The following is a 14,478-nucleotide window of genomic DNA, read 5'->3' on the forward strand; positions in this document are numbered from 1 at the left end:
AATACTGGTTGCCCATCCGATTCCGCACGATTCGCGAACAGATCGAGGAGACGCTCGCAAGCGGCCGGAAGGAGGGTGAGTTCATCATGCTGATTACCCAGCAGCCCGAGCAGGGCCAGAAGGCTGCCGACCTGTACCCGGCGCTGCGCAGCCTCGTGGCGACGAATCTGTATCTGGCCGATCCGGCGGCAGAAGAGGGGGCGTACGTGCGCGATGGCATGACGCGCAAGGAATTCAGCGAGTTCAAAAAGCTCACGCCGTCGTCGCGCCGATTTCTCATCAAGCAGGGCAACCAGTCTGCATTCGCGAGTTTTGACATCAGTGGCATGGATGACGCGATCGCGGTGTTCTCGGGTGACCGCGAGAACGTCCTGATCTGCGACGCCGTGCGCGCAGAGCTGGGGGACGATCCAGACATCTGGTTACCGGTCTACCTGGAACGCGTCTTCGAACGCAAGCTGCGTACGCGCCTTACCGCAAAGCACGGTGCCGAAGAACGGCTATGGGCCGGTGAGCTGCAGCGCAGCCTTGAGCGCAAGCGGGCAGAGCTCGCCCGCATCTATCCGTCGGCACGCGCTGTCGACGCCGGTAACGAAGCTTTCACTGCCTGATGGAGGGAATCGTGAACGTCAACGATGACGAATGCCGTGCACACCTGCTGCGGGCCGCCCGTGTGGCCGTCACAGTGCTCTGCCTCGGTGCCGCGGCCATCACACGTGCGCAGGGCGTACCGACCATCTCACCTGCCGAGCTTGCCCAGCAGATGGAGCAGGTCCAGCAGCTGATGCAGCAGATCGAGAACCAGGAGGCACAGTACCGGGCACTCACCGGTAACAGCAGCCTGGGCACGATCATGAACGACGCGTCCCTGCGCAACTATCTGCCGGAACAGTGGCAGGACATTTACGACCAGGCGAAAAGTGGCAGCCTGTCGGGCATCAGCTCGACGATGCGCTCGATCGAGCAGCAGGAAGGCATGACGGACGCCGTGACGGCGGGGCAACAGCGCTATTACGACGTGCTCGCGGCCAACAAGGCGATGAACGAGCAGGCATATAGCGCAACGATGGCGCGGCTCAACAATATCCAGTCGTTGATGCAGCAGTCGAACCTCACGCAGGATCCGGCCGAGAAGGCGGACCTGCAGAACCGGATGGCTGCTGAGGAGGCGATGGTTACTAACGAGCAGACGCGTCTGCAGCTCACCGCACGGCTGCAGGCGACCGAACTCAAGCTTGCGGAAAACCAGCGCGACCGCGACTTCAAAAACCAGTTCCTCGGAGGTTCAAGTGGCGAATAAAGCTCTCCTTTCCGCAGTCGTCAGTCTGCTGGTCGTCATTGCCGGCTATCTGGGCTATCTCGCGTGGGACCGCCATCAGCACAACGTGCAGGAAGAAGTTGCGCACCAGCGTGAGCTCGCGTGGAAAGCCCAGTTCCTTGGAACGACGCCTGAAAAGCTCCAACAGGAAGAAACGCCCGCGCAGAGCGCTGAGGAAAAGGCTGACGACGAAGCGGCGGCGAAAGCGGTACAGAAGTAACAGGACCCGAACTAAGGAGCAAGCCATGTCGTATACGCCGATCACCACAACGATCTTCTCGAGGATGACGTCAGACTTCGACGCTAACGTCGTCGCGACCATTAGTTCAGGTTCCGAACGCATCATCGGTCTGATATCGCCGCTGATGATGGCGTGCTTCAGCATCTATGTGCTACTGGTCCTGTGGTCGTACTGGCAAGGGCACAACGACGAACCGATCAACGACTTCCTGACGCGTATGGCGGCCTGGGCGTTTATTTTGACCTGTGGCATGAACATTCAGTTCTACACGGAATATATCGTGCCTGCCGTGAATGGCTTCGGCGAGCAGCTATCCGGTGCGATTACCGGGCAGAGCAATCCGGTTTCGGGTCTCGACAACCTGTTGAGTGCGTACATCAACGCATGCGGCCAGATTTACGATAGTGCCGAGGGCTTTCACATCATTGGGGCGGTATGGGTGATCACTGTCATGCTCGTTTTCGCCACGCCGTTCATGGGACTAGCCGTGGCCTACATCATCCTCGCCAAGTTCGCCCTCGGATTGCTGCTCGCACTCGGACCACTGTTCATTTCGATGGCGCTGTTTCCGCCGGTGCGGCAGTTCTTCTGGAACTGGGCGGGACAGTGTTTCAATTACGCGCTGCTCGTGGCCCTGTTCGCAGGTGCAGGTGCGATAGAGGTCAATTTCGCACAATCAATCGCTCCGAGCGGGCCCGCCTTCCCGTCGATGAGGCAGGTGGTAGAGATCAACGTGATGGGTGTAGTGTTCTTCGTCGTCGCGTTGAATCTTCCGGGCCTGGCCTCCGCGCTGGCGAGTGGTGTGGGGATTTCGACGATGACGGGCAAGCTGGGTGGTCTGGGCCGTGCGCTGGCCGCGGCCTCGAAAATGGGAAGTGCAGGCAAGTCCAAGCACGGTGGCTCCGTTTCGCAAGCGTAGGAGGACGTATGCCGGATTACTTCGCGAAGCTGATCCGCTGGTGGTTGCTCACCGTATGCTGGGTTACGTTTGCTGGTTTGGTTGGCGCGTTGCTCAACGGCATCGGTATGGTCATCTATCGCCGCTTGCATGGCTGACCGGTGAAGGAGGACCTCGGGCATGAAAACCCTATTCCGCGCGGGCCTGCTCGCATTTGTCCTGCAGGCGTGCAGCTCTGCGCCGAAACCACCGGAGCCGACGGGCCAATGGGTGCCAGTCAACCCGTCGCTGGCCCAGCAGCCCGGTCGCACGGAACCTAAGTGAGGACCAGAATGGTATCGGCAATCAGGCAGTGGTTCGCGGCGGGCGCAGGCTCGCGCAGGCGCGCGCGCACGCCTGCGACATCGGCAGCGCACGTGGAGGAAGCAGCGAACGCCGTTGACCGCTCGCAGCGCGACTCGGTCAGCTGGTATCTGGACCGGGCGCGGGAGTTCGAGAAGTCGAAGGTCGAGGCGGCCGAAGAGAAGGCGCGCATCGCCGACCGGCGATCGGTGCTCTCGGGCGGGATCGCTCTGGCGGCTGTTTTTGGCATGGCGGCTTTAGGACTCCTTAAAAGACCGAATCCACCGGCTGTTCTGCGTGTGAACGACACGACCGGCAGGGTGGACGTGTTGCCGACGACCGCGAACGGCCATGTGAGCTTCACTGAAAAAACCGACCGCGCGGATCTGCGCCGTTACGTCGAGATGCGCGAGAGCTACGACTGGGAGACGATCTCGGACATGCATGGCGCGGTGATGTTCATGAGCGACGATCACGAAAAGGACGCTTACGACGCGCTCATCCGTGGCCCGGCCGGCCCGCTCAAGCTGCTCAAGGACCAGGCGCGTGTCATCGCCCGGGTCGGCTCGATTACCTTTGTCGGTTCGACCGCGCAGGTGTTCTTCTCACGGCAGCTGATCCCGCTGAATGCGGCGGCGAAGCGCCCGGACCCGACCTACTGGATTGCGACGGTGGCCTTTACCCGCGTCGACGTGCCGGAGAAACAGGATCAGCAGGACGTTGATCCAGACGGGTTCAGGTGCACCAGTTACGAGGTTACGCGCGACTATACCCGCGCGCCGGCGGATGCGTCACCCGATGCCGTACCGGCAGTGTCGAGGGCGACCGGGAGCGCGTCGTGAGTGGTTCTGGACTTCGCTCGCCGATCAGCCTGGTCGCGATTACCACTTGCGCACTTGCGGCTGGCCGCGCAAGCGCGCTTGAAATCCCGCGCAGCTGCGGCGCTGACCCACATATCCAGTGCGCGACGTACAGCCCTGACCAGGCCTACCGCGTGGCGACGATGCCGGGCCGTGTGGTGATGATCCAGTTCGAGCCCGGTGAGCACATCCTGAAGGACGGCGGCGGCATTGGCGACGCGCGCGCCTGGCACGTCTCGGTGAACGACAGCGGAGCGCTGCTCAAGCCAGGTGCGCTGCAACCCGAAACCAATCTCGTGCTCGTGACCAACCGCCGCACCTATTCGCTCTCGCTTGTCGATGTATCGCGGTTGCAGCCCGCGACATGGATCCTGCGCTTCGACTATCCGGACACGAAGGCGAAGGCCGCGGCCGAACAGCTCCGGCGCCGCGAGGCGGTCAGCGCGGCGCTGGCGGGCCAGCAGGACACTCCCGCAGTCCCGGGCGCAATCGCAGCGCCGGGCGCGGCGGTGTCCCCAGGTCCGACCGGGTCATCCACGCCGGCAGCGAACATGCAGTACATGATGCGCGGCGAACGCGCGCTTGCGCCCACCGCCTTGTGGGACGACGGACGTTTCACCTACTTCAAGTACGCAACCGCGCGCGACCTGCCGACGATCTTCACGAAGCTGCCGGATGGCAGCGAGGCGACAGCGAATTTCCATATGGAAGGCGACACCGTTGTCGTCCATGAGGTCTCAAGGGAGTTTGTCATCCGGTATGGCCAGTCGGTGCTGAGCATCCGCAACGTCGGCTACTCGCCGGACGGCCACTACAACCGCACCGCCTCGTCGTTGCCCGGCACGGCGCGCATCGAGCGCGCGCACGTCGGCGGCGATCGGCCGGAAGACTGACGGGAGGGCGGATGCGCATGAGCGAACGCAACGAAATCGGTGGTGCAGGGCCTGCGGACGCCGGGCCCCAGCCGTCGCTGGATCTGCCTGGGCGCCGCCGCACGCGTGCGGGCAGGCTGAGGCTCGTGCTGGCCGCGCTGGTCGTGATCGCGCTGGGCGCTTCGGGCGTCACGATCTACCTGCAGCGGCTCTTCCAGCAGCATCAGGACGCGAAGCAGGCGGCACTCAACAAGCCAAAGGACAGCGGCGCGAGTGAGGCCGGCGCCGATATCGAGACACAGAAGCAGCGCATCAAGCGCGCGGAAGCCGAGCAGGCACGCGCCGCATCGGAAGCGGCGGCCGCTGCGGCAACCCGGCAGCTTGCCACGCCGGCCGGCGCCGCGTCGCGCCCCATCGGCGAAGGGAGCACCGCGATCGCGAGCAACCGGCCACGGTCGCTGACACCCGCCGAGCGACGTCTCTCGGGCAGCGTACTCGTCATGTCCGGCGACAGCAGGGCCACCAACGCTCCTGAGGAATCTGCTCTCGCGTCCAGTGACGCCGGCGGCGGCTACGCAGACACCACCGGCAACGGCCCGGGTGGCGATGGCCTGGCCGGCATGGCGAAGTCCATGGGGCTCGCGGCGCTGCGGGGCGGCCCAGCAGGAGCCGCTGGTTCATCTGGCGCAGGGCTGGCGGATAACCATGATGCCGGCAGCAGCAAGGGGTCGGCTTTCGACCAGTCGCTGCAGCCCTCGAAGCTGCAACCGATGCGCGCCTCGTTCCGGCCCAACCGGCACTACATGATTGCCCGGAACACCATGATCCGTTGCGGGCAGGCCACCGCAATTCGCACCGACCGGCCAGGACTGGTTGGCTGCCCGATCGCCGATGACGTCTGGTCGGACGATGGCACGACGCTGCTTATCCGCAAGGGCGCGTTGGCCAAGGGCGAGCAGCGCGATGCGGTGATGCACGGGCAGGGCGTGATCGGAGCGATCTGGGACGAGATTGACGACGGTGACGTGCGTATTCCCCTGAACTCACCGGCGACCGATCCGCTCGGCGCTGCGGGCATTCCCGCCTACATTGATCAGCACTTCTGGACCCGCTTCGGTGGTGCACTGATGGTGAGCCTCATTGGCGACTTCGGCCAGGCCCTCGCCAACAAGGCCACCGGCTCGGGCCAGACGATCACCTTCACGAACAGCTCGAACGCGACACAGGACGTGGCCGCAGAGACGCTGCGCGAGTCGATCAACATCCCGCCGACCGCGTATTCGAACCAGGGCTCCGTGATCAACATCTTCGTTGCGCGCGATGTCGATCTGAGCAGCGTGTATGAAAACGTCGGCAGCGACGGCAGCGAGATTGCGCCGTCGGGCCGGCAATGACGGATGTGAGGACATGACGATGCAACTGCAGATCCAGTTCCCCGACACCTTTGCGCTTCATGGGGTCGAGCGTGATGCCTTCGAGGCGAAGCTGCGCGACGCACCGCATGACGTCTGTGACGGGAGCCGTGTGCGGCAGCTGGCCGAACAGGTCGATGCGCGCCGGCCGTTCGAGCCGTCTGACGTCCGGGCGCTGCGCCGCATGGTCATGCACGCGATCGGCGCACGCCTCGGCCTTGATCTGGCCGAGCCGGGCATCGCGGCGGACACCGTCGGCCAGAATAAGGATGCAACTAACCGTCTGGAGCCGAACATCCCTCTGACACCGCGCCGGCGCCGTGGAAGCTTTCTTGCTCCTGCCATTGCAGCAGGCATGGCAGTGGGGGTTCTGGCCACAGCGACAACGCTGCGGAAGATCGCCCATCCTGCAGCTACGGCGCCGATGGTGGCGACGGTTGTCTCCATGTCGCCCGCGCAAACGTTGCGCGACCTGGCGAGCGGCGTGCCTGACGGCGGGCGACTGTACCGGGTCCCGGTTCGGGTCGAGCTGCAGGGCACAGATGCGGGATCGCACTGACTTGGCCGGGCGGTTATTGACAGCCCGCATCAGACATATCAGGAAGGAGTACATATGAATGCCGTAGTGATCGATGTCATCGAAAAGGGGACCATTGCGCGCAGCTTCCTCCGGCAGATGGGTATCGCCAGTTTCTTTGACAGCAGCCTGACCGAGGTGGCGATTAACCGGCCCGGCGAGATATGGACCCAGGGATCGGGCGCGTGGAAGCGGCACGAGGCGCCCGTCTGCACGCTTGACGCCTGTTTCAAGCTCGCCAACGCCCTGACGGTGATGAAGGGGGGCAAGTTCTCGACGAAGGAACCGATCCACCCGGTGGTCCTTCCCGACGGCCAGCGCGGTCACGTACTGATGCAGCCGGCGTGCGAGCAGGACACGATTTCGATCACCATCCGGATTCCTTCGAACCAGCGGTTTTCGGTCCACGAATACGAGCGCAACGGCTGGTTCGCGGACTACCGGGACGTGTCGCCGCGTCGGGAGGTGCCGGCATCGCTCGACCTGCGGCCGTACGAGCAGGAAATGCTCGAGGCGAAGAGCCAGCGCAACGTCACGCGCCTGCTCGAGCTCGCCGTCGCGAACCGCCTCAACATCGTGCTCGCCGGTGGCACGGGCTCCGGCAAGACGACGCTCAACAAGGCGCTGTCCGATCTCGTGCCGTCCGACGAAAGGATTGGCACGATCGAGGATACGCCGGAGCTGACGCTGCCGAACCATCCGAACCGCGTGCACATGTTCTTCAGCGATACGCTGCCCGCAAGGGAACTGGTGCGCTCGACGCTGCGCATGAAGTTTGATCGCGTGTTTCTTGCCGAACTGCGTGGCGACGAAACCTGGGACTACATGACGCTGCTCAATACGGGTACGCCCGGCGGCATCACGACCGTTCACTGCAACGACGCCAGGTCGGCGCACTCCCGTATCGCGACGCTGATCAAGCAGAGCGGGGTGGGTCAGACGCTCGACTGGCAATTCATTATGGATCAGGTCCGCGTGACCGTCGATCTTGTGCTGTTCATGCGCGACAGGTGCCTGTCAGAGATCTGGTATGACCCGGTGGGCAAATGGCAGTTGCTGGGAGGCGTCGCATGAAAGGGCGCGCTGCATCGCCCACCAGCCCGACGCTGTCTCATGGCGGCTGGAGACGGAAGGCCGACCATGCTCTCGTGCATGACGGCGGCTGGTCGATTGCGCGTTACCGCATCGACGGCATGTGGACCTGGATGCTCTGGCATGGAGATGAAACACAGGGTCGCTTCGCGACAGCGGACGCAGCGAAGTGTTGGCACGCCGGGCTGACGGGTGCGGCGGTTTGTGCCCCAACACAGGAGCGTCCGGCGTGAGCGGACGGCTCGTTATCGGCTTGCTCTGGTGTCACTGGGGCGGCGTCTTCGCGCTTTCCCTGTAAATGATCGGCAAGGCAGATGAAGGTCTGCAGGAAGGCAGGGCAGTGCTCCACGCATGAACATTGGCATGAGTCATATCGAGGCCGCGATATGCCACTGGCGACGCGCTTCGCCGTCGGAAGAGGTTTTTGCGCAGAGTACTGAGGGCCGCGCGCTCGCGGGGTCTATGGAGCAGCGAGCGCCCAGGGCAGTGCAGGCATCGAGGACGGCGAACTCGACGAGGCCGGGCGGGCGGCACTACGCCTTTCCCGTTCCAGTCGAACGGCATGCGTAAAGGAGAATGAGGCGTGACGACACATTCGATATTCGGCTTTGGTGACAGCAGGATCTGTATGGAGCGTGGCTCGGGCTACGCGCCCGATCATCCCGACCACGTAACTTTCGCGGTCCGCAAGGTAAAGCCGGAACGCACGACTGCCGATCTGGGTGGAGGTCTGGCGATGAATCGCATCGTCGGTTTCGATGGCCCGGAGTACCCGATTAACCATGAAGCGATAGCGCACTGCGGGGCGAACCATGCCGAAAATTCTCCGCATTCTCATGCCGTGTCTGGTCCTGCTGGTGATCGTGGCGGCAGCTGTGACCCTTGGTCAGTATCTCGGCGGCCTGCTGTTCGCGAAGATGCAGAAGCTGCCGCAGGACGCCGTTGGCGTCTTTACGCTGTACGACTATTGGCAGGCCTGGGGCGACGTCCCTGCGGTCAGGCGGGCCCTGTCCGTCTGCACGCTGCTGTCAGCCGCCATTGGCTGCATGCCCGTGGTCGTGATCACGATGGCACTGCTGAAATCGCGCGGGCGTATCGCGCAGTTCGGCAATGCGCGCTTCGCCACGCGCAGGGACATCGTGAAGGCCGGCCTGCTGGAAAAATGATCATGGAGCCAGATTCGCCTCTCCCTGGACCAGCACGGCCAGGTACGACCGCTTTGCCGGTGCTACGACACCTGTCTGCAGCTGCGGACCCGGGAGTTCCCCTCACTTGATCCAGGAGGCAAGCACCATGTCCCACATGTATCCACCGTTCATCGTCGGCAAGTACAAGGGCGAGTACCTGAAGTATCGCGGCCAGGACTTCCTGATGCTCGCTGCCGGCACGCGCTCGGGCAAGGGTGTCTCGATGGTGATCCCGAATCTTCTCACCTATCCGGATTCGGTCGTCGTCGAGGACATCAAGGAAGAGAACTTCATGTACACGTCGGGCTACCGCAGGAAGTGCGGCCATGAGGTCTACCTGTGGTCGCCGTTTTCCGAAAACGGCCGCTCGCACGCTTACAACCCGCTCGAATACATCGCCGGCAGGCCAGCGTATACGCGTGTGGGTGACGTGATGACGATTGGCGAGCATCTGTATCCGTCGAACGTCGACGCGCGCCTGAGGTACTGGAACGACAACGCCCGCAACCTGTTTGTCGGGATCGTGCTGTACCTTCTCGAAACGCCATCGCTGCCATGCACGTTCGGCGAAGTGTTGCGCCAGGCCTCGGGCAGGGGCCGTGCGATCCGCGAGCATGTCTCGTCGATCGTCAGTACGCGCTCGAACACTACCGGCACGCTGCCTGCCCTGAGCTTCGAGTGCCTGGATGCGCTCAACCGCTTTCTGTCCCAGTCGAAGGAAGCGTTCGCCAATATCGTGTCGACGATGACGGCGCCGCTCAACGTGTTCAGCAATCCGGTCGTCGATGCAGCGACGAGCCGATCGGATTTTCATCTGGGCGACGTACGAAAGAAACGTATGTCCATCTACGTCGGGATCAAGCCGGGCGACCTGAAGGCGGGCGCGCTGCTCGTCAACCTCTTCTTCTCACAGCTGATCGACCTGAACACGCGTGAGCAGCCTGCCGAGAATCCGGATCTGACGTACCAGTGCGCGCTGCTGTTGGATGAGTTTGCGGCGCCGGGCAGGATCGACATCATCGATACGGCCAACGCGTTCATCGCCGGCTTCAACCTGCGGCTCATGCTGATTTTCCACGGGATGTCGCAGCTCGAGGACCCGAAGCTGTACGGCAGGCACGGTGCGGAAACGCTTGCGATCAACTGCAAGATGCGCAGCCTCTTTGCGCCGCGCACGCTGAAGGACTCGGAAGAATATTCGAAGATGCTGGGCACGTTCACGCATCTGTCGCGTTCCCGCAGCCGCAGCCGCGGCCGCAGCGCATCGACCAGCACGAACGAGACGGAGCACGGCCGGCCGCTCATGCTGCCGCAGGAACTTCGGGCCCTGTCCAGCCGCAGGCAGATCATCACGATCGACGGCTGCGCGCCGATCCTGTGCGAAAAGGCGTACTTCTACGAAGATGCCGAACTCGTCGATCGCCTGGTCCAGCAGAGCCCCTGGCTGCAGGGGGTCATGACCAGTCTCGAAAAGACCAACCGTCGCCGTGCGTGGTTCGGGTTCGGACCGAAGTTCCCGAACGAAGAGCAGATGAAGCACGCCGCGTTTGTTGCCCGCGAACTCTGTGCACCTGTGCCGCAGATCGACGTCGAGCAGTGGTGGCACTTGCAGAACACCGTGCGCCGCGCGCAGGCGCAGCCGGCCGCGGGCGCAGCGGAGGCCGCCGGCGTACGCGATGTCCGTGAGGACGAAATTGGCGTGCTCAGCGCCGTGCACTTCGCCAACCGCGGCACGATCCGCGCCTCGCTGTTCCGGCTGATGCCTTACCTGAGTGAGGTGCTGCCGGATGCAGCCGCTTGTGCACGTGCAGCCACAGACGCCCAGCACGGTTCCCACGCCGACCCGCAACCTCATCCCCAGCCTGGACAAGGAGTCGTCGCATGAACGAGATCGAATTTCCGGCCGACCAGATTGACCACCGCGAGCGCGGCGCGGCCAACGCCGACGACGCTTCGGTTATCCGGGCGCGCACCACGCCGCCGGCGAACGAACCGGAAGGGGAGGCCGTGCCGCGCCATGCGGAATTGCCCGTAGACAGCGCAACGCAAGCGCGCCTGAAGAAGATCCGGGCCGCAGATCGCGAGCGGGCCCGGCAGCGGCTGGCACCCGATGCATTGCACGATGCGCAGACCGCCGAGGGGGTGAAAACGGCTAAAGGCACTGGCCGGCTGATCGGCAGGAAAGACGGGGAGACACAGAACAGCATCCGCCCAAGGCCGATCTTCGAGAAAACCGGCTACGACGTGCCGAAGTCAGTCAGCGACCAGTACGTTGCCCACGACGGGAAGTTTCTGGACCGCAAGAGCGAGACGGTGCACTTCGAGGACACCGGCCGCACGCTCGCGACGGCCAGCGAGGATCGCAGCGTGATCGCGCACATGGTGGAAGTTGCAAAGGCGAAGAACTGGAGCGAGCTGCAGCTCAGGGGCACGGACGAGTTTTGCCGGCAGGCATGGATTGCGGCAGAGCTCGCCGGCATACCAACGCGCGGCTTCAAGCCGAAGGAAGTGGATCGCGCGATGTTGACAGCTGCGCGCGAGGCCATGCGTATCGGCGCCGGCAAGCAGGCCGGCGATGCGCACGAGGCCCGCACCAACACCCTCGAGACTGCAGCAGCCCCGAAGGCCGAGCTTGCCAGGCCTGAAAAGCCCATGCGGCGTGCGGCGGCCAGCGCAGCGGACCCGATCGCTGACGCGCCGCCCGGGGAGCGTTCGCCGCAGCCCGACCGCGCGGGTCCTGGCACCGAGGCGCCACCGCCGCCTCCCACGCTCGAGCAGCCGGCAGCCGGTGTGACCGCGGGCGTGCTCGTCGCGCACGGGCCGGCACCATTCAACCACGACGCCAGACAGAATCCAAGCTATTACGCGACCGTGCGCACCGTCACGGGTGAGCGCACGGTCTGGGGCCTGGACCTCGAGCGCGCAATCAGTGGGGCCGGTGTGCAGGTCGGGCAGCACATCGAGCTCGAAAAGGGCGGCAGCAGGACGGTCACGTCCCGGCAGCGACAGTTCGACGCGCAGGGCAACGAGCGCGCGCCAAAGACGGTCACGAGCCGCCGCAACGAATGGCGGGTTTCCTCGCCGGACATGCCGGGCCTGCCTACGCACGAGCAACGTGAGGCGCTCGCTACGGCACGACGCGAAGTCGACGAGCGCCGGCGGATCCACGACGCGCGCGAGCGGTTCCTGAACGGCAACTGGCAGTACTCGAAGGAACAGCGCGCGGCGCTCGACGCAGCGCGGGAGCGTATCAAGGAACAGGCTGCGCGAGAAGTCTTGCGGGAGGAGATCAAGGGTCTGCCTGAACACCAGCAGGAGAAGCTCATGGGGGAGTTCGAGAGTGCTGTGGCTGCGGCGCGAGCAGAAAACCGGCCGCTCGACGTGCCGATGCCGCAGGTGAGCGAGGCGACGATCGAGGCCGTGCGTGAACAGATCGAGCGTGAACAGCGCGGGCTCCCGCCATCTGTACAGCAGCCGGCTCAAGAGACCACCGGGCACCCGTCCCAGGAAGCGGGTCGCGAAGCACCACCCTTTGAACTCGAACCGTAACTGAACCCGCCCGGGGTGGCCGCGATGTCGCTGCTACGTCCATGCTAACCGGTAAGGACCATTGCACCATGAAGATTGCCGTTATCAATTTCTCGGGCAACGTTGGCAAGAGCACCATTGCACACCATCTGCTTGTGCCGCGTCTGCCCGGCGCCGAAGTGATCCCGATCGAATCGATCAATTCGGATGACCGCGAAAAGGAAGGCGCGCTGCGCGGCTCGCAGTTCGATGAACTTCAGGATCACCTGATGACGCTGGAAAACGCCGTCGTCGATGTGGGCGCGTCGAATGTCGAAGATTTTGTCGGTCTGATGCGAAGCTATGACGGGTCGCATGAAGACTTCGATCTCTTTATCGTGCCGGCTGTATCGTCCGCCAAGCAGCAGGTGGACACGATCGCAACGCTGCGTGCGCTTTCTGACCTGGGCGTGCACGCCACAAAGATCCGGCTGGTCATGAATATGGTCGACCGCAAACAGGACCTCAAGCGGGGGTTCGCCAGGCTGTTCGAGTTTCACTCGCGCAGTGACGTTTTCTCGATGCATCGTGACGCAGTCATCTACGAGAACCCGATCTTTGAAAAGATCAAGGGTTTCGACAGGTCGATCGTCGAAATCCGCGATGACCCGCGCGACTACGTCGCGCTGAACGCCGAGGCAATGGAAAACGGGGCATCGGAAGCCGAAAAAGCCCACATTCGACAGATGGTCGCACTCAAGCGTCTTGCGAGTCGGGTCGTTACAGAACTGGATGATGTGTTCAAGGTGTTGGTGCGGTGATGGGCACGCCAGAAGACTCGATCCGCGAGGAACTCATCGGCGAAGTGCTCGGCCAGCTTTCGCATCTGCGTCGCGACGTGAAAGAGCTGACCGCGCTGCTCCAGGCGAGCGGCAAACAGTTCAGGGATGACGGCGAACTGACGCTGCTGCGCTTCACTTCGCGCTACGAGCAGTTCCTCAAGGATTTCAACGCATCAACCACTGGCATGCTCGCCGAGGCAGGTCACTTTGCTGAGGCGCGCGACCAGCTGGTCGGCGAGCTTGCGTTGCGCGAATACGATGCGGCAAGCGCTCGCGTACGGGGACAGCTGCGTGATGTGCTGCGCGAAGCGGGTTACCGCCGCGGTATTGGCCGCCTTGAGCTTGCGTTATGGGTCGTCTGTGCAGCGCTTGGTTCGGCTGCGCTCTCGGTCGGCGCGGTCGCGGTGCTGCGTATGACCGGTGCATAGGAGTCGCTCCATGCCATTCCAGACATCCTTTGTGGTTGCGGCGGCGGTATGCACGGCGCTCGCAGGTGTCACGCCGGCGCGGGCCGACGACGACAACCAGAACGCGTGCGGCGCGGTGCTCTGTCTTGCCGGACTGATGCAGGGCGCCAATGGCGGGCGAGACTGCCGCCAGTACGAGGCGGACTACTTTTCCATCGTGCGCTATCACCACGGCCATTTCGATCTGGGCGGCACCTCTCGCGCGCGCGGCGATTACCTCAATCAGTGCCGTTCGGCTGGAAGCGATCAGAAGAGTTCGGTGAACGCGAGGTATGGCGGCCTCGAGAATGGCCCGTGAATCGCTTCTCTCAGGGCGCGGCGAATTACCTGGCTTGGGGCAGCTGGGTTTTTGATGCCGGCGGCGACCGCGCGCAGCGGCGGCGGGACCCTGGCGACAGCAGGGCGTTGTCAACTTGCCGTGCGTGAGACAAAACGAAAGATCTTGATGATGCCAAGGCGTACGAGCACGCGCACCGGCAGCGCATAGCCCGAATCCTGAAGCGGTTCGCGCCAGACGAGCGCGGCGCTCACGTAGGTCGCGACCTGGGCCGCGAGCGCGATCAGCAGCCAGCCGGGGCGCGCTGCGCGAGCGAGCGCGAGGCTGCGTTCGAGCGAACTGGCGTGCACGACCACGAGCACGAGCGCGAGCAGACAGAGAAGGCCGACTGCCCAGGCCGCCTGGGCGCGCTTGCGCGCATCCGTGACGAACGTCGAGCGGACTACACAGGTCTGCTGATGGCGGAGAACGGCGGTTCGTCGATCTATCAGTCGCTTGGATCAGCTACACATGACTAACAACTGGTCGGGCCGAATTACACCGTCGTCGGCCAGAAGGCTTGTCCGCTCCAGCACGTTGCGCAGTT

At 63.7% G+C, this 14,478-nt stretch carries 17 protein-coding genes and 1 pseudogene; 17 read left to right on the forward strand and 1 reads right to left on the reverse strand.

Annotated features, from left to right (window positions below):
• From VMJ11_RS20765 to VMJ11_RS20840, 16 genes and pseudogenes are all read left to right on the forward strand, one after another.
• A pseudogene (locus VMJ11_RS20765) lies at positions 1 to 611 on the forward strand (transporter); the annotation flags it as partial.
• A gap of 11 nt (positions 612 to 622) precedes the next feature.
• Positions 623 to 1,300: a type IV secretion system protein gene (locus VMJ11_RS20770; protein ID WP_325621319.1), complete on the forward strand. Its 678-nt coding sequence runs from the start codon at positions 623 to 625 to the stop codon at positions 1,298 to 1,300.
• The gene (locus VMJ11_RS20775; protein ID WP_325621285.1) at positions 1,290 to 1,538 is read left to right on the forward strand and encodes a hypothetical protein; all 249 of its coding nucleotides are present in this window, start codon (positions 1,290 to 1,292) and stop codon (positions 1,536 to 1,538) included. Before VMJ11_RS20770 ends, VMJ11_RS20775 begins: the two co-directional genes overlap by 11 nt.
• A 25-nt stretch (positions 1,539 to 1,563) precedes the next feature.
• Positions 1,564 to 2,478 carry a type IV secretion system protein gene (locus VMJ11_RS20780; RefSeq protein ID WP_325621287.1) on the forward strand — a complete coding sequence of 305 codons (915 nt, stop codon included), beginning with the start codon at positions 1,564 to 1,566 and terminating at the stop codon, positions 2,476 to 2,478.
• Between the two features lie 8 nt (positions 2,479 to 2,486).
• Positions 2,487 to 2,615, forward strand: a complete 129-nt coding sequence (locus VMJ11_RS20785; RefSeq protein ID WP_325621289.1) for a hypothetical protein — start codon at positions 2,487 to 2,489, stop codon at positions 2,613 to 2,615.
• 174 nt (positions 2,616 to 2,789) lie between these two features.
• Complete coding sequence (locus tag VMJ11_RS20790) at positions 2,790 to 3,641, forward strand: type IV secretion system protein (RefSeq protein WP_325621291.1); 852 nt, start codon at positions 2,790 to 2,792, stop codon at positions 3,639 to 3,641.
• On the forward strand, positions 3,638 to 4,552 hold the full coding sequence (locus VMJ11_RS20795) for a TrbG/VirB9 family P-type conjugative transfer protein (RefSeq protein ID WP_325621293.1): 915 nt from the start codon (positions 3,638 to 3,640) through the stop codon (positions 4,550 to 4,552). Before VMJ11_RS20790 ends, VMJ11_RS20795 begins: the two co-directional genes overlap by 4 nt.
• A 17-nt stretch (positions 4,553 to 4,569) precedes the next feature.
• On the forward strand, positions 4,570 to 5,925 hold the full coding sequence (locus tag VMJ11_RS20800) for a TrbI/VirB10 family protein (protein ID WP_325621295.1): 1,356 nt from the start codon (positions 4,570 to 4,572) through the stop codon (positions 5,923 to 5,925).
• 19 nt (positions 5,926 to 5,944) lie between these two features.
• Positions 5,945 to 6,502 carry a hypothetical protein gene (locus VMJ11_RS20805; protein WP_325621297.1) on the forward strand — a complete coding sequence of 186 codons (558 nt, stop codon included), beginning with the start codon at positions 5,945 to 5,947 and terminating at the stop codon, positions 6,500 to 6,502.
• Between the two features lie 54 nt (positions 6,503 to 6,556).
• A complete protein-coding gene (virB11, locus tag VMJ11_RS20810) occupies positions 6,557 to 7,594 on the forward strand; it encodes a P-type DNA transfer ATPase VirB11 (protein ID WP_325621299.1) in 1,038 nt (345 codons plus the stop codon).
• A gap of 830 nt (positions 7,595 to 8,424) precedes the next feature.
• Positions 8,425 to 8,778, forward strand: coding sequence for a hypothetical protein (locus tag VMJ11_RS20815; protein WP_325621301.1), 354 nt, complete (start codon positions 8,425 to 8,427; stop codon positions 8,776 to 8,778).
• 127 nt (positions 8,779 to 8,905) lie between these two features.
• Positions 8,906 to 10,684 (forward strand): type IV secretory system conjugative DNA transfer family protein, encoded by a 1,779-nt coding sequence (locus VMJ11_RS20820; protein ID WP_325621303.1) that lies wholly within the window; start codon positions 8,906 to 8,908, stop codon positions 10,682 to 10,684.
• On the forward strand, positions 10,681 to 12,348 hold the full coding sequence (locus tag VMJ11_RS20825; RefSeq protein ID WP_325621304.1) for an LPD7 domain-containing protein: 1,668 nt from the start codon (positions 10,681 to 10,683) through the stop codon (positions 12,346 to 12,348). The genes VMJ11_RS20820 and VMJ11_RS20825 overlap by 4 nt, the downstream gene beginning before the upstream one ends.
• Before the next feature lie 68 nt (positions 12,349 to 12,416).
• A complete protein-coding gene (gene stbB, locus VMJ11_RS20830; RefSeq protein ID WP_325621306.1) occupies positions 12,417 to 13,127 on the forward strand; it encodes a StbB family protein in 711 nt (236 codons plus the stop codon).
• A 44-nt stretch (positions 13,128 to 13,171) separates the two neighbouring features.
• A complete protein-coding gene (locus VMJ11_RS20835; protein WP_325621308.1) occupies positions 13,172 to 13,576 on the forward strand; it encodes a hypothetical protein in 405 nt (134 codons plus the stop codon).
• A gap of 10 nt (positions 13,577 to 13,586) precedes the next feature.
• On the forward strand, positions 13,587 to 13,913 hold the full coding sequence (locus tag VMJ11_RS20840; RefSeq protein ID WP_325621313.1) for a killer protein: 327 nt from the start codon (positions 13,587 to 13,589) through the stop codon (positions 13,911 to 13,913).
• Between the two features lie 110 nt (positions 13,914 to 14,023).
• Here VMJ11_RS20840 and VMJ11_RS20845 read toward each other — a convergent pair whose 3' ends face one another.
• The gene (locus VMJ11_RS20845; RefSeq protein ID WP_325621315.1) at positions 14,024 to 14,242 is read right to left on the reverse strand and encodes a hypothetical protein; all 219 of its coding nucleotides are present in this window, start codon (positions 14,240 to 14,242) and stop codon (positions 14,024 to 14,026) included.
• Between VMJ11_RS20845 and VMJ11_RS20850 the strand changes: the two genes are divergently transcribed.
• Complete coding sequence (locus VMJ11_RS20850; RefSeq protein WP_325621317.1) at positions 14,237 to 14,410, forward strand: hypothetical protein; 174 nt, start codon at positions 14,237 to 14,239, stop codon at positions 14,408 to 14,410. The two genes, VMJ11_RS20845 and VMJ11_RS20850, sit on opposite strands and share 6 nt — an antisense overlap.
• Positions 14,411 to 14,478: the final 68 nt, after the last annotated feature.

It is taken from the genome of Paraburkholderia sp. (assembly GCF_035501035.1).
Classification (GTDB): domain Bacteria; phylum Pseudomonadota; class Gammaproteobacteria; order Burkholderiales; family Burkholderiaceae; genus Paraburkholderia.

What these genes read in the sequence shown, in the direction of transcription:
- VMJ11_RS20780 (WP_325621287.1), top strand. Translation starts at nt 1,564, where the DNA reads ATGTCGTATACGCCGATCACCACAACGATCTTCTCGAGGATGACGTCA.
- VMJ11_RS20785 (WP_325621289.1), top strand. Translation starts at nt 2,487, where the DNA reads ATGCCGGATTACTTCGCGAAGCTGATCCGCTGGTGGTTGCTCACCGTA.
- VMJ11_RS20790 (WP_325621291.1), top strand. Translation starts at nt 2,790, where the DNA reads ATGGTATCGGCAATCAGGCAGTGGTTCGCGGCGGGCGCAGGCTCGCGC.
- VMJ11_RS20800 (WP_325621295.1), top strand. Translation starts at nt 4,570, where the DNA reads ATGAGCGAACGCAACGAAATCGGTGGTGCAGGGCCTGCGGACGCCGGG.
- VMJ11_RS20805 (WP_325621297.1), top strand. Translation starts at nt 5,945, where the DNA reads ATGCAACTGCAGATCCAGTTCCCCGACACCTTTGCGCTTCATGGGGTC.
- virB11 (WP_325621299.1), top strand. Translation starts at nt 6,557, where the DNA reads ATGAATGCCGTAGTGATCGATGTCATCGAAAAGGGGACCATTGCGCGC.
- VMJ11_RS20815 (WP_325621301.1), top strand. Translation starts at nt 8,425, where the DNA reads ATGCCGAAAATTCTCCGCATTCTCATGCCGTGTCTGGTCCTGCTGGTG.
- VMJ11_RS20820 (WP_325621303.1), top strand. Translation starts at nt 8,906, where the DNA reads ATGTCCCACATGTATCCACCGTTCATCGTCGGCAAGTACAAGGGCGAG.
- VMJ11_RS20825 (WP_325621304.1), top strand. Translation starts at nt 10,681, where the DNA reads ATGAACGAGATCGAATTTCCGGCCGACCAGATTGACCACCGCGAGCGC.
- stbB (WP_325621306.1), top strand. Translation starts at nt 12,417, where the DNA reads ATGAAGATTGCCGTTATCAATTTCTCGGGCAACGTTGGCAAGAGCACC.
- VMJ11_RS20840 (WP_325621313.1), top strand. Translation starts at nt 13,587, where the DNA reads ATGCCATTCCAGACATCCTTTGTGGTTGCGGCGGCGGTATGCACGGCG.